The organism is Microvirga lotononidis, assembly GCF_034627025.1.
In the GTDB taxonomy this organism is placed as follows: domain Bacteria; phylum Pseudomonadota; class Alphaproteobacteria; order Rhizobiales; family Beijerinckiaceae; genus Microvirga; species Microvirga lotononidis.
Window position 1 is genome coordinate 444,414 of sequence record NZ_CP141049.1, and the last position, 12,755, is coordinate 457,168.

The following is a 12,755-nucleotide window of genomic DNA, read 5'->3' on the forward strand; positions in this document are numbered from 1 at the left end:
ATCTGACATGGTGAGACGGGGAAGAGGGTTGGCGGCTGCCCTTCTGGGGCTGTGCCTGGCAGTGGCGCCCGGCGCGCTGCTGGCCAAAGAGAAGCTGACGGTCGATCTGGTCAACGAGCCGTCGTCGCTGGACCCGCACGTGCAGTGGAACCCGGACAGCTACTACGTCTATCGCAACATCTTCGACAATCTCATCACGCGCGACGACAAAGGCGACATCGTCCCGCAGATCGCCACATCCTGGAAGTACCTGTCAGATACGGAAATCGAGTTCACGCTCCGGGACGACGTGACGTTCCATGACGGCCAGAAGCTGACGGCGGAGGACGTGGCCTTCAGTGTGCAGCGGATCACCGACCCGAAGTTCGCCAGCCCCCAGCTGGGTCAATTTAACAAGATCGTGAAGGCCGAGGTGACAGGCCCGACCACGGTGAAGCTGACGACCGACGGACCTTACCCGGCGCTGCTGGGCCAGCTCGTGAAGCTGTCGATCGTGCCCAAGCACGTGGTGGACGCGGTGGGCAAGGACGCCTTCAACCTGAAGCCGGTGGGCAGCGGTCCGTACAAGTTCGAGGGCTGGCAGCGCGGCGTGCAGGTGACCTTGGCGGCTAATGACAAGTACTGGGGCGCCAAGGGTCCGTTTGCCAGCGTGGCGTTCCGGGCGGTGCCGGATGCGGCAACCCGGGTGGCGAACCTGCAGGCCGGCACGAGCGATCTGGCGGTCACCCTCGACTCCGACCTCGCGGCGCAGCTCAAGAACTCACCCAAGGCCAAGGTGCTCTCCGTCCTCACCGAACGCGTGGCGTATCTCGCCATGAACATTCAAAAGCCACCAGTGAACGATCCGAAGGTGCGCGAGGCTGTTGCCTACGCCATCGACAAGGATGGACTCGTTGAGGGAATCCTTGGCGGCTACGACAAGGCCGTCCCGGAGATGCTCTCGCCAGCCCATGTCGGGTGGGTCGAGGGGATCGAGGCGCGGAGCTATGATCTTGCCAAGGCGAAGGCGCTGATCACTGAAGCGGGTTCGAAGGCCAAACAGCCGATTTCGCTCCTGACCTCTCCCGTTTACGACCAGCGTGTCGTCCAGGCGATCCAGCAGATGCTGAGCGAGGCAGGCCTCACGGTGAACATCGAAATGACCGATATGGCCAACTGGCTCAAGCAGATGCAGAGCGGACCGGGTTCGATCCCCCAAATGGCCTTCAGCCGCTGGTCCTGTGCGTGCCAGGATGCCGACGGCGTGCTCTTCCCGTTGCTTCATTCTTCCAGTGGTTGGGCCAATGCGCAGGATCCGGAGGTTGAACGCCTTCTCATTGAGGCCCGTCAAACTCTCGACGAAAAGAAGAGACTTTCGCTCTACCGCGCGGTTCATGAGCGCGTTGCAAAGGAGCTTTTCCTCGTCCCGCTCTATCAAGTTGGCATCATCTACGGCGCGGCGAAAGGCCTTCAGTGGCAACCCACGCCGAACGAGAGCATGTTCCTGAACCGCATGACCTGGAAAGATTGAACGAGCCCTCGGATCATCCATGCGACGCTTTCTTCTTCGGCGGGTCGGCCAAGTTATCGGCACAATCTTCGGTGTCGTAACGCTGATCTTCTTCCTTCAACGGCTGACCGGTGATCCGACCTACCTGCTCGTCCCCGAAACGGCGACCCAGGCCGATATCGAAGCGATGCGCGCGGCGCTCGGTTTCGACCGTCCGCTCATCGTTCAATACCTGGCATTCCTGAAACAGATCGCCAGCTTTGACCTGGGTCGCTCCGTCATCCAGAACGTGCCGGTCTGGGATATCATCGCCTCGCGCCTGCCATATACCCTGCAACTGGCGGGAGGCGCTCTGCTGGTCGCTTGCGGTCTGGGGATCCCGGTGGGGATCATTCTTGCCCTTTATCGCGATCATCCAGCGTCCCGGTTGCTGGCGAGCGTCGTTCTGGCGGCGCAGAGCATGCCGACCTTCTGGAGCGGGATTATCCTGATATTGATCTTCGCCGTGACGCTGGGCTGGCTCCCGCCGTCGTCAACCGGTGGCATTGAGCACCTGATCATGCCGTCGATCGCGCTCGGGCTCCTGAGTATGGCAACCTTTGCCCGCATTACCCGCACCTCGCTGTTGGATGAACTCTCCAAGGAATACGTCCGCACGGCTCGATCCCGTGGCGTACCTATGGGGCTGCTTCTTCGACGGCATCTCGCCCGCAACGCCTCCATTCCCGTGATCACCGTCGCGGCGCTGGAGATTTCCAACCTTCTCGCCGGCGCCGTCATCGTCGAGACGGTTTTTGCCTGGCCCGGCCTCGGGCAGGTCACCGTGCAGTCGATCCTCGCTCGCGATTTCCTCGTCGTGCAGGGAATTGTCCTGCTGGGTGCATTCGTCACGGTGGCTCTCAACCTCGCCGCCGATCTTCTCTACAGCGCGGTTGATCCCCGCATTCGCCTCGATGGGAGCCGCCGATGACTTCCGTACCCGCATCGGTCCCGTTGCGACAAGCCGGCAAGTCGCGCCGTTCGATCATGCGATGGGTGCCCGTCATCCTCATCGCCTCCTTTGTTTTGGCGGCCGTTTTTTCGTCCCTGTTGGCACCCTACGATCCGAACAGCCAAAATCTCCTGGGTCGGATGAAGCCGCCAGGAACCATGTCTCGCAGCTTCCACTATCTGCTTGGTAGCGATGAGCTCGGCCGCGACCTGCTCTCGCGATTGATCTATGGGGCCCGGGTATCGCTTTTCGTCGCCTTTGCCTCAGTCATCCTGTCCGGCGTTGTCGGTGTTCTGCTCGGGATGCTGGCGGGATATCTTCGCGGCTGGGTTGAACTGATCGTCATGCGCCTTGTTGACGTTTTCCTGTCGATCCCGGCGATCCTGCTCGCTATCATCACGGTCGCGGTCCTCGGCACGGGACTCGTCAACGTGATCGTCGTCCTGGCACTGACCCGCTGGCCGCGGTATGCTCGTATCGCTTACGGCCAGACGCTGAGCGTCGCCAACATGCCTTATGTGCGGCTCGCCGCCTTCATGGGGGCCTCCACGCCGCGCGTCCTCCTCCGACATATCCTGCCCAACATCATCGGGGCGGTTACTGTGGTGGCAACGCTGGAATTTGGCCTCATGGTCCTGTTCGAGGCGGGTTTGTCGTTTCTCGGCCTGGGCGTACAGCCACCGACGGCAAGTTGGGGTGCCATGCTCAGCTCAGGGCGAAACTATCTCGCCACCGCGTGGTGGATTGCCACCTTCCCGGGTCTCTGCCTGTTCCTGCTGATTCTCGCCGTTAATCTCATCGGCGATGACCTGCGCGATCGCTTCGATCCCCGTTCGCAATGAGGCTGTCATGGATTTTTTCTCCGATCTTTCCGGTAAGCGCGTCGTCGTTACGGGCGCCTGTGGGGTTGTCGGTCGTTGGATCGTCGATGCTTTCGTAGCGGCCGACGCCGAATTGTGTCTCACCGATGCGCAGGAGGCCGAGCTTAGCGCCTATGCCGGAGAAGTCTCGCTCGGCACCGGCGGTTTCGCGCATCCGGCGGACCTGACCGACGAGGCATCGATCGAAGCACTGATCACCGAAATCGGCCGACGCTGGGGCGCCGCCGATGTACTGGTCAACAACGCCGGGATCTATCCGAGCGGCTTCCTGCTCGACATCTCGACAGCCGAGTTCGATCGGATCTTCTCGGTGAACTTGCGGGCACCCTTCATCCTGACCCGTGGTATTGCACGCCAGATGATCGAGAAGGGCATCAAGGGTTCTGTCATCAACATTTCGTCCGGCGCAGCGCGCAAGATGCGACGCACGGTCGTGCCCTATTGCACCTCCAAGACCGCTCTGGACCGACTGACAAAGGGGTTCGCCATCGAACTCGCCGAGTTCGGCATCCGGGTGAATGCCCTAGAGCCCGGCTTCGCCGCTGGCAGTTCGGTGAGCAGCCTCACGGACGAACACATCAACAACACCATCGCGGCTATCCCGCTCGGCCGACCCTCGTCGCCGTCCGACGTGGCGAACGGCCTGCTTTATCTCGCGAGCGACGCCTCCTCTTATGTGACCGGGGCCACCCTTACCATCGATGGCGGCAACTCGATCGGCTCGCTCGCCGTCCACCAAGCAAAGAAGCATCCGCTGTGAGGGATATCACCATGACCCAGTTCTCCCGGACTCCGTACGAGTGGCCCACCGGCAAGACAAGCGCATTCTGCTTTACTGTCGACGTGGATGCGGAATCCCCGCTCCTTTGGAATATGAAGAGCGAAACTACCGCTCGCGTCATCGGCCAGATGGAGCAGCGGCTCTTTGGGCCGCGAGTTGGGATCTGGCGCATCCTCGACCTCCTGGATCGGTTTGGGATCAAAGGAAGCTTCTTCGTGCCCGGCGTGGTGGCGAAGAACCATCCCGACCTTCTTCCGGCCTTTGTAGAGCGTGGCCATGAGATTGGCCTGCATGGATACTTCCACGAGATTGTTTCCCAAGTTAGCGACGAGGAGTTTACAGGAGCCCTGGAGGCCTCGCTCGAGGTTTTCCGCGCGCAGGTCGGGATTGTTCCGAAGGGCTTCCGCTCGCCGGCCTGGGAAATGACGCCGCATATGCTCAGCGAACTGACGAGGCGCGGCCTGTACGACAGCTCGCTCTCAGGTTTCGATCATCCCTACACTATCGGTGACGTCACCGAAGTACCGGTCCAATGGGCCATCGACGATGCCGTCTATTTCAAGTTCGTGGGCGGCGGGGCGGATTCCTGGCCGCCCTCAGCTACGGGCCCGATCCTCGACAGCTGGGTCGACGAGTGGTCCATGCTACACAAGGAGGGTGGCCTCCTGATGCTGACGATCCATGATTGGATTTCGGGCCGGGCCCATCGCATCCTCATGCTTGAGCGCTTGCTCGAGAGAGTCACGACAGAGCAGGGGGCGTGGATCGCGACCGTGGGCGAGGTTGCAGCCCACCATGGGGCGTCCGCCAACGCAGAGCGTTACAAGGTGCCGGTGCGGGCCCCGGAGCTGATCGCCGAGGCACGCTTCGGAAGGGAACGTTGATGCAGACGTTCACTCTTCGCAAGCCGGAAGTGCGTACCCCTCACGGTTTGGTTGCCGCGCAGAACCGCTACGCCGCAGAAGCGGGAGCCGCGGTCTTGGCGAACGGCGGCAATGCCATGGATGCCGCCGTCGTGACGGCTCTCGTTTTGAGCGTCGTGGAGCCTTGGCTCTCCGGCATCGGAGGTGGAGGGTTTCTCCTCCACGCTGATGGGGCAACTGGCACCGTTCATACTCTCGACTTCAACGTGATGTCCCCGCAGAACCTCGATCCTGCAGACTATCCGCTTGCGGGAGCCAAGACTGGGAACTGGTTTGACTGGCCGTCGGTTGAGGGTGACCGGAATATTGCGGGCTACGGCTCGATTTGCGTCCCGGGCGCGGTCGCCGGGTTTGCGGAAGCGCTGTCACGGTTCGGGACGCTCTCCTGGTGCGATGCACTTCAACCCGCGATTGAGCATGCAGAGCGTGGGTTGGAGGTAGACTGGTTCACGTCCCTTTCCCTTGCGGTCGAAGCCGCGGCCTTGGCAAAGTATCCTGCGACTGCGGAGATCTTCCTCGATAATGGCCGGGCCCCTCGGGCCAGCGAACGCGAGGCCATGCATTATCGACCGATGCCCAACAAGGCAAAACTCCTCAAGCGACTTGCTACGGCGGGTGCGCGCGACTTCTACGAGGGCGAAACAGCGCAATTGCTGGTCAAGGACCTCAGGGCGGGAGGCTCCCGGATCGAAGCGGCTGATCTGGCCGCTTATCGGACTCACTGGCGCGACCCTCTCGTCTCGGAGTACCGAAACCTGGAGGTCAATGCGATCCCAGGCCTGAGCGGAGGTCCCACTTTCCTTGATGCCTGCGGACGGCTCGCAGCCTACGATCTTTCGTCCGCAACATCAATGGCGGATGCTGCTCTGGCCTACGCGACCGTCATCCGTGACGCCTACGAGAAGCGCCTCACGACGATGGGCCATGCAGCCACGCCTGAGGCCGGATGTACCAGTCACCTCAGCGTCGTGGACTCCAGCGGCACGATGGTTTCACTCACTAACACATTGTTGTCGAGGTTCGGTTCCAAGGTTGTGCTGCCCGGGGCCGGAATTCTGATGAACAATGGCGTCATGTGGTTCGATCCGCGTCCGCAGCAGCCGAACTCGATCAAGGGCGGCGTACGGCCGCTTGCCAACATGTGCCCGCTGATCGTGAAGAGAGACGGCCGCCCCGCACTCGCCATCGGCGCAGCCGGCGGGCGTACGATCTTTCCCACAGTTCTTCAGATCCTCTCCTATATGGTCGACCGCGGTCTTTCCTTGGAAGACGCGTTTCACGCGCCGCGCGTCGACGCCAGCACACCGACGATCCGCATCAATGCCAAGGCGGATCCGGCCGTTGCTGCGACCGTCGGTACGCGGTACCCGGTTGAGATTGTCGAGGACACCCTGTACCCGGTGAACTTCGCAGTTCCATCCGCTGTGATGCGGGCCGGATCAGAAAACGTAGGCATGGCCCATCCAACCAGCCCCTGGGCTGCCGTCGCCATTGGAAGCGCAGCCGATGATGACTGAAACCGCGCAACGCGACGAGACTCCAGTCCTCGCGATCAAGGATCTCCGGATCCAGATCGCCGGCCTCGACGTGGTTGACGGGGTCTCGCTCATGGCGGGCAAGGGGCGTATTCTTGCCATTGTCGGCGAAAGCGGCTGTGGAAAGAGCCTGACAGCCCTCTCGATCCTGCGGCTTCTGCCGAAAGCCGCCAGGATTGCCGAGGGCCGGATCGAGTTGGAAGGCACGAACCTCGCGCTTCTGTCCGAAAAGAACTTGGAGAATATCCGAGGCAATCAAGCGTCGATCATCTTCCAGGAACCGGTTGCTTCGCTGAACCCATTGATGCGGGTTGGGGCGCAGGTGGAGGAGGCGCTGCGCCTGCATCGCGGCCTCTCTCACGCGGAAGCGCAGGAAGAGGCGATTGCAATGCTCGCAAGCGTTGGCATCCCCGATCCGCAGAGACGGGCAAGGCAGTATCCATTTGAACTCTCCGGTGGCATGTGCCAGCGCGTGATGATTGCAGCGGCACTGATCTGCCGTCCGCGTCTGCTCATCGCAGACGAGCCAACGACCGCCCTCGACGTGACGATCCAGGCACAGATCCTCGACCTGATGAAACGCCTGCGCGACGAAGTCGGCACCTCCATCATCGTCATCACGCACGACATGGGCGTCGTGGCCGAAATGGCGGACGATGTTGCCGTCATGTATGGGGGCAGGGTGGTTGAGCGCGGGCCCGTAGACACTATCTTCTCGGCTCCCGCTCACCCCTATACTCATCTCCTGCTCGCGACGGTTCCTCGTCTCGACGGCCACCGCAAGAGTGCTTTGCGAACAATTGAGGGCATCGTACCCGGCGTCGATCAGTGGCCGAGAGGTTGCCGGTTTCGCAGCCGCTGTCCCCTGGCGACAGACGCTTGCGAGCGCCGCCCGCCTCTTGATCTCGTCGACACAGTTGGGCATGCCGCTGCCTGTTGGCACACCACCCGTCTGAGGGAACTCGCATGATTGAACCAGATTCACCTCTCCTCAGCGTGCGCAATCTAAAGGTTCACTTCCCTGTCCGTGGATCAGACGGCGGAGTAGTCAAAGCGGTTGACGGCATTTCCTTCGACATTTCATCTGGACGCACGGTCGCGCTGGTAGGCGAGAGTGGCTGTGGCAAGTCCACGACTGCTTACGCCATTATTGGGCTTGAGCCGGTTAGCTCTGGGTCTATTCGGTTTGAGGGCAGGGAAATCGCACATCTGGACAGGCAGGCCAGGCGCGATCTCGCCACCGAGATCCAGATCGTATTCCAGGACCCGAGTGCGGCGCTGAATCCGAAGATGACCATTGGCGACAGTATCAGCGAACCGCTCATCATACAGGGCTGGCGTAGGGACAAGCGCATGCAGCGCGTCCGTGAGCTTCTCGATCTCGTGGGGTTGCCTGCCGCCTACGCAGAGCGGACGCCCAACGCCCTTTCCGGCGGACAGCGCCAGCGTGTGGTGATCGCGAGGGCTCTCGCCTTATCGCCAAAGCTGCTCGTCCTGGATGAACCCGTCTCTGCACTCGACGTTTCAATCCGCTCGCAGATCCTCAACCTTCTCATGGAACTGCAGAAAGAACTCGGACTATCCTATCTGTTCATCTCCCACGATCTGTCGGTGGTTCGTCACCTAGCCGATGATGTAATCGTCATGTATCTGGGTACAGTGGTGGAGGAAGGTGGGGCTGAGGCCTTGTTCGAAGCACCGCGGCATCCGTACACGCAGGCGCTGATCTCCGCGATTCCATTGCCCGATCCACGGACCCAGCGCTCGCGCGAACGTATCATCCTCAAAGGAGACCTGCCGAGCCCGCTCAATCCACCCACCGGCTGCCCCTTCGTTGGACGCTGCCCGATCCGGATCGAGGCATGCAGCAGTATCCGACCGTCGCTGCAATCGGTGCCGAGCGGCACTCGCGCTGCATGCCTTGTGCGCGCTCCCGCACCGCTGGCGGCTTGAGCCTTTATCTGCAGTTCAGGAGTTTGAGGTCATGATTGAACGAAAGAACCCTTCCAATCTCGCTCCGCCGGTTGGTCGCTACCATCATCTGACGGTCATTCCGGCTGGCAGCGACATCCTCGCAATCGCGGGTCAGGTAGGTTTGGATGAAAAGGGGCAACTGCCGGATACGGTCGAGGAGCAACTCGCCAACGCTTTCGCGAACATTACGCGCATCTTGCAGAGCGAGGGTCTGGATCACCGGGCCGTGTTCAAGATCAATATGTGGCTCACGCAGCCCGTTGAGCGTGAGCGCTATGTGGAGATCTGGCGTGGATTTCACGGTGATGAGCCGCCAGCATCGATGTTCGCCTATGTCTCCGCCATGATCCGTCCAGAGTATCTGGTGGAGGTGGAGGCCTGGGCCGCGCGGCCAGCACTAACGGTCACATGATCTTTACAAACAGCGTATGCTAAGCCCCGGATCGGGTTGGATTCGGGTGGTTAGCTAGATCCTGTCTGACGGCCCGTGAACCTGCATGAGAGTATGGCTGTTGCCTTGGTGGGGCTCACCAAGGCGGAGACGTGCGATGCGGCGGCATGAACTCAGCGATGCTCAATGGGTGTAAATCGGCGTGGAAATCCTGACCCCTTCCGGAACCGACGCAAACTCCTGAACACCCAGGGCAAATGGCCACGGTGAGAGGGTCCCGATCGGCGCCGTTCGTGACCCTCTCATACTCAGGGAAGAATGTAATTCGCTCAGGAGGTTGTGTCTCATTAGTGGCGGGGTTCCGGTTCAAAGCCGAATAACACAAGGCGCTGGCGCGTCTTGCCGCCGGGCTGTGGCGCGACCGTGAGGCGGTGCGCGGCGTGGTGACGATGCCCTGGTCAACGAGCCCGATAGAGGGCCAGATCAGCCGCCTAAAGATGATCAAGCGGCAGATGTATGGACGGGCCGGATTTGATCTGCTGCGTCAGTGGGTTCTCCACGCCCCCTAACAGCAGGCACCACACAGGTTGCGGGAGAACCACGATTCAAACGGCATTGACAGAGCTTGGACACCCGAAGTCCGTCCGCATCGCTTAAGCAAGGCTTGGGGCGTGCTCAGTGCGTATCACAACCGATCAGCGCAATACGGTCGCTGCGGATCATGCACGAGCAAGCCTCCTGTTGGCTGCGGCTTGCGCCGGGGATAACACGCAAAGGCAGCGACTGGGGGGAGCCAAGAGGCTGGTTCGTCTCCCCGATCTGCCCGCAATGTTCTGACTTGGAGAAGTACGTGACACAGGCTGCTGGGCGCCCATTCCCTCCTTCGTTCGACGATGAATTCCGCATTCGTTTCGAAGAGCTACTGGTCTGGCGCAGGGATGTTCGCCGGTTCCGGAACGATCCGGTTCCTCCGCACTTGGAGGAGCGCCTCCTCGATCTCGTGCAATTAGCGCCTTCCGTCGGCAACAGTCAGCCCTGGCGGTTCGTGCGGGTGAAAAGCGAGAATGCTCGGAAAGTCGTGCGCACCAGCTTTGAGCAATGCAACCGGAAGGCGCTCGCCGGTTTCGAGGGTGCGCGCGCCAAGGCCTATGCCGAACTCAAGCTGTCGGGCCTCGACCAGGCGCCCCTGCAACTCGCTGTCTTTTGTGAGGAGGCGACCAGCCAGGGGCATGGTCTCGGCCGCGCGACGATGCCCGAGACGCTCGCCTGGTCGGTCGTGGGCGCCATCCACCTCCTGTGGCTTTCAGCCCGTATCCATGGCCTCGGGCTCGGATGGGTGTCGATCCTCGACCCTGTCGAGGTAACGCGCGGATTGGACGTGCCTCCCTCATGGAAGCTTATCGCTTACCTCTGCCTCGGATGGCCAGAAGACATCAATGACGTGCCCGAACTCGAGCGCCTTCGTTGGCAGGCCAGGACAACCGAGGGGCGCATCGTCCTGGATCGCTGAGGAATGCGCATCGTTTCCGGCACGGTGTCAATGACCGGCAATGCCTGGCCATGCGAGCATCCCGACCGCACTGTGTGGGGCGCAGCCCACCTCACCACGTCTCAACGCGAGGGCAAATCCTCCACCTCCTCGCTCCGAAGGCGGCTGTAACGCTGCCACCCTGCTGCTCGCAACCGGCAGGCGTCGCATTCGCCGCAGCCAAAGCCCCAGTCGTGCCGGGTGCTACGATCCCCCTTGTAGCAGGTGTGGGTTTCCTGCACGATTATGTCGACAAGCGCGTTCCCGCCCAACGTCTCTGCCAAGGTCCAGGTTTCGGCCTTGTCGATCCACATCAACGGCGTCTCGAGCACCAGTCGGGCGTTCATGCCGAGGTTGAGCGCGGTCTGGAGCGCTTTGACGGTGTCGTCGCGGCAGTCAGGATAACCGCTGAAGTCCGTCTCGCAGACGCCTGTTACCACCCGCTTGAGGCCGCGCTGGAAAGCGACGATCGCCGCAAAGGTGAGAAATACCAAGTTGCGCCCGGGCACGAATGTGGCTGGCAGCCCATCCAAGCGGCTGCCGGCCACCGGCAGGTCCGCGGTCAGCGCACTCACGCTGACCTCCCCCAGCACATTGAGCGGGATCACCCGATCCGGTCCGAGGCGGCCAGCCCAGAGTGGCGACAGACGGGCAAGCGCCTGCCGGATCGGCTCCCGGCACTCCATCTCAACCGCATGCCGCTGGCCATACGAGAACCCGATCGTCTCGACCCGCTCGTAGCGCGACAACGCCCAGGCCAAACAGGTGGCCGAATCCTGCCCACCCGAGAAGACTACGAGGGCGGAGGAGTCAGCGGTGGTCATGGCCAACCGGTGCGTGGTAGGTGCAGGTTTCACCGCAGCTATCGCGGTAGATCGTCACCCGTGCGATTGGCCCGATGTGCTGGACCCGATCGAAGATGAACCGGGTAATGTTCTCCAGTGTCGGCCGCTCCAGCCCCGCGATCCGGTTAAGGAACTTGTGATCGAGGGTGTGGCGCATCTCGGCGAGCTTGTCTTCGAGCAGGCCCAGGTCGACCAGCATGCCCGTTTGAGGATCGGGCAGTCCGCGCACGGCGACCTCGGCCCGAAACGAATGGCCATGGATCTCCTCGCTGGCTGGCCCGAGCGTGGTACCGGTGAGCGTATGGGCGGCTTCGAAGTTAAATGATTTGGTGAGTTCCCACATCAGCGGATCCCTAAGTACTTACGTGTTTGGAGGCTTAGCCGCCATTGCGGGTGAGCCAGGCAATATTCGACGGCCAGCGCCGTGTTCGAGAGTTGATCCGGTCCATCCATTGGCTGAAGCGAGAACCGCTCGAAGGACAATGAGGCAAACCGCTCGGGCGGGGCATCCTCCTGCGGGAAGACCAGCTTCAGCTCATGACCGGCCCGGATCTTGAGGTCGGTGCTGCCTTTCGGGCTGATGCAGATCCAGTCGAGCCCCAGCGGGGGCTCAATGGTGCCGTTTGTTTCGACCGCGATCGCGAAGGAGCGGCGGTGCAGTTCATCAATGAGAGCGGAATCGACCTGGAGCAGCGGTTCGCCGCCCGTCAGCACCACAAGCCGGTGATCGGTCCCAGGGCCCCATAGATCCTCGATGCGGTGGCACAGGTCGGCGGCGGTGGCATAGCGTCCGCCGAATGTTCCGTCAGTGCCCACGAAGTCCGTGTCACAGAACCGGCAAGACGCCGCTGCGCGATCGCTCTCCCGTCCGGACCAGAGATTGCACCCGGCAAAACGGCAGAAGACGGCCGTCCGGCCGGCTTGGGCGCCTTCACCCTGAAGCGTCAGGAAGATTTCTTTGACCGCGTAGCTCATTCAGATCTCGTTCGAGAGCTTGCGCCCGCCACTTGGCTGCTGGCCGGCGTCAATCCGGCCAGAAGAGGTTCTGTGGCAGAGAGGTCGATGATGTTGTGAGGCATGCTCAAACGCAGAGTGCAGGCCCGTGCCGAAGCCAGTTCCTTTTTGAAGCGCTGAACATGATCAGAGGACATAAGGCGCGTGGGAGTTCGCTCAGCCACGATCCTGCGCGCAAGCGTGACGGAGTCCAATCCGCCGGAACAGATAACAAAGGTCTTCACCAGGGCTCCTTGTTTTGACCGGGTAGGCTGCGACCGGATCGGCTCACGTGCCGATGAACGTGAAGCAAATTGAAGAAATGAACGCATGGTCTCACCAAGCGCTCACTCCATCAGCTTCTGCGCGACATAAACGACAACCCATGTGCGCATGTCAATGAGAATGCATTCCGTAATAAATG

The 12,755-nt window shown here is 61.5% G+C and carries 14 protein-coding genes and 1 pseudogene; 11 read left to right on the forward strand and 4 right to left on the reverse strand.

All coding sequences use genetic code 11. The features are described 5' to 3' along the window. The first annotated feature begins 7 nt into the window (after positions 1–7). The 11 genes and pseudogenes from U0023_RS25575 (at position 8) to bluB (ending at position 10,475) form a co-directional block, all read left to right on the forward strand. The gene (locus U0023_RS25575; RefSeq protein WP_009762481.1) at positions 8–1,510 is read left to right on the forward strand and encodes an ABC transporter substrate-binding protein; all 1,503 of its coding nucleotides are present in this window, start codon (positions 8–10) and stop codon (positions 1,508–1,510) included. A gap of 19 nt (positions 1,511–1,529) precedes the next feature. Beyond that, on the forward strand, positions 1,530–2,459 hold the full coding sequence (locus tag U0023_RS25580; RefSeq protein WP_009762482.1) for an ABC transporter permease: 930 nt from the start codon (positions 1,530–1,532) through the stop codon (positions 2,457–2,459). Then, entirely contained in the window at positions 2,456–3,322 is an 867-nt protein-coding gene (locus tag U0023_RS25585) for an ABC transporter permease (protein WP_009762483.1), read from the forward strand. The genes U0023_RS25580 and U0023_RS25585 overlap by 4 nt, the downstream gene beginning before the upstream one ends. Positions 3,323–3,329: 7 nt before the next feature. Beyond that, positions 3,330–4,121, forward strand: coding sequence for an SDR family NAD(P)-dependent oxidoreductase (locus U0023_RS25590; RefSeq protein ID WP_009762484.1), 792 nt, complete (start codon positions 3,330–3,332; stop codon positions 4,119–4,121). Between the two features lie 11 nt (positions 4,122–4,132). After that, positions 4,133–5,026: a polysaccharide deacetylase family protein gene (locus U0023_RS25595; RefSeq protein WP_009762485.1), complete on the forward strand. Its 894-nt coding sequence runs from the start codon at positions 4,133–4,135 to the stop codon at positions 5,024–5,026. Next, positions 5,026–6,582, forward strand: coding sequence for a gamma-glutamyltransferase family protein (locus U0023_RS25600; protein ID WP_009762486.1), 1,557 nt, complete (start codon positions 5,026–5,028; stop codon positions 6,580–6,582). The genes U0023_RS25595 and U0023_RS25600 overlap by 1 nt, the downstream gene beginning before the upstream one ends. Then, complete coding sequence (locus tag U0023_RS25605) at positions 6,572–7,570, forward strand: ABC transporter ATP-binding protein (RefSeq protein ID WP_009762487.1); 999 nt, start codon at positions 6,572–6,574, stop codon at positions 7,568–7,570. Before U0023_RS25600 ends, U0023_RS25605 begins: the two co-directional genes overlap by 11 nt. Continuing rightward, positions 7,567–8,553 (forward strand): ABC transporter ATP-binding protein, encoded by a 987-nt coding sequence (locus U0023_RS25610; protein ID WP_009762488.1) that lies wholly within the window; start codon positions 7,567–7,569, stop codon positions 8,551–8,553. Before U0023_RS25605 ends, U0023_RS25610 begins: the two co-directional genes overlap by 4 nt. A 31-nt stretch (positions 8,554–8,584) precedes the next feature. Then, entirely contained in the window at positions 8,585–8,986 is a 402-nt protein-coding gene (locus U0023_RS25615) for a RidA family protein (RefSeq protein WP_009762489.1), read from the forward strand. Positions 8,987–9,354: 368 nt separating this feature from the next. Further along, a pseudogene (locus U0023_RS25620) lies at positions 9,355–9,534 on the forward strand (ISL3-like element ISMdi2 family transposase); the annotation flags it as partial. Between the two features lie 152 nt (positions 9,535–9,686). Beyond that, positions 9,687–10,475 carry a 5,6-dimethylbenzimidazole synthase gene (gene bluB / locus U0023_RS25625; RefSeq protein ID WP_009762490.1) on the forward strand — a complete coding sequence of 263 codons (789 nt, stop codon included), beginning with the start codon at positions 9,687–9,689 and terminating at the stop codon, positions 10,473–10,475. A gap of 101 nt (positions 10,476–10,576) precedes the next feature. Here bluB and queC read toward each other — a convergent pair whose 3' ends face one another. Genes queC through U0023_RS35655 form a run of 4 tightly spaced genes read right to left on the reverse strand, consistent with a single transcriptional unit; the run spans position 10,577 to position 12,663 of the window. Then, a complete protein-coding gene (gene queC / locus U0023_RS25630) occupies positions 10,577–11,317 on the reverse strand; it encodes a 7-cyano-7-deazaguanine synthase QueC (RefSeq protein ID WP_009762491.1) in 741 nt (246 codons plus the stop codon). Further along, on the reverse strand, positions 11,304–11,681 hold the full coding sequence (locus tag U0023_RS25635) for a 6-pyruvoyl trahydropterin synthase family protein (RefSeq protein ID WP_009762492.1): 378 nt from the start codon (positions 11,679–11,681) through the stop codon (positions 11,304–11,306). Before U0023_RS25635 ends, queC begins: the two co-directional genes overlap by 14 nt. Beyond that, positions 11,681–12,313 carry a 7-carboxy-7-deazaguanine synthase gene (queE, locus tag U0023_RS25640; protein ID WP_009762493.1) on the reverse strand — a complete coding sequence of 211 codons (633 nt, stop codon included), beginning with the start codon at positions 12,311–12,313 and terminating at the stop codon, positions 11,681–11,683. Before queE ends, U0023_RS25635 begins: the two co-directional genes overlap by 1 nt. Further along, entirely contained in the window at positions 12,310–12,663 is a 354-nt protein-coding gene (locus tag U0023_RS35655) for a 7-cyano-7-deazaguanine synthase (protein WP_245272957.1), read from the reverse strand. The genes queE and U0023_RS35655 overlap by 4 nt, the downstream gene beginning before the upstream one ends. Positions 12,664–12,755: the final 92 nt, after the last annotated feature.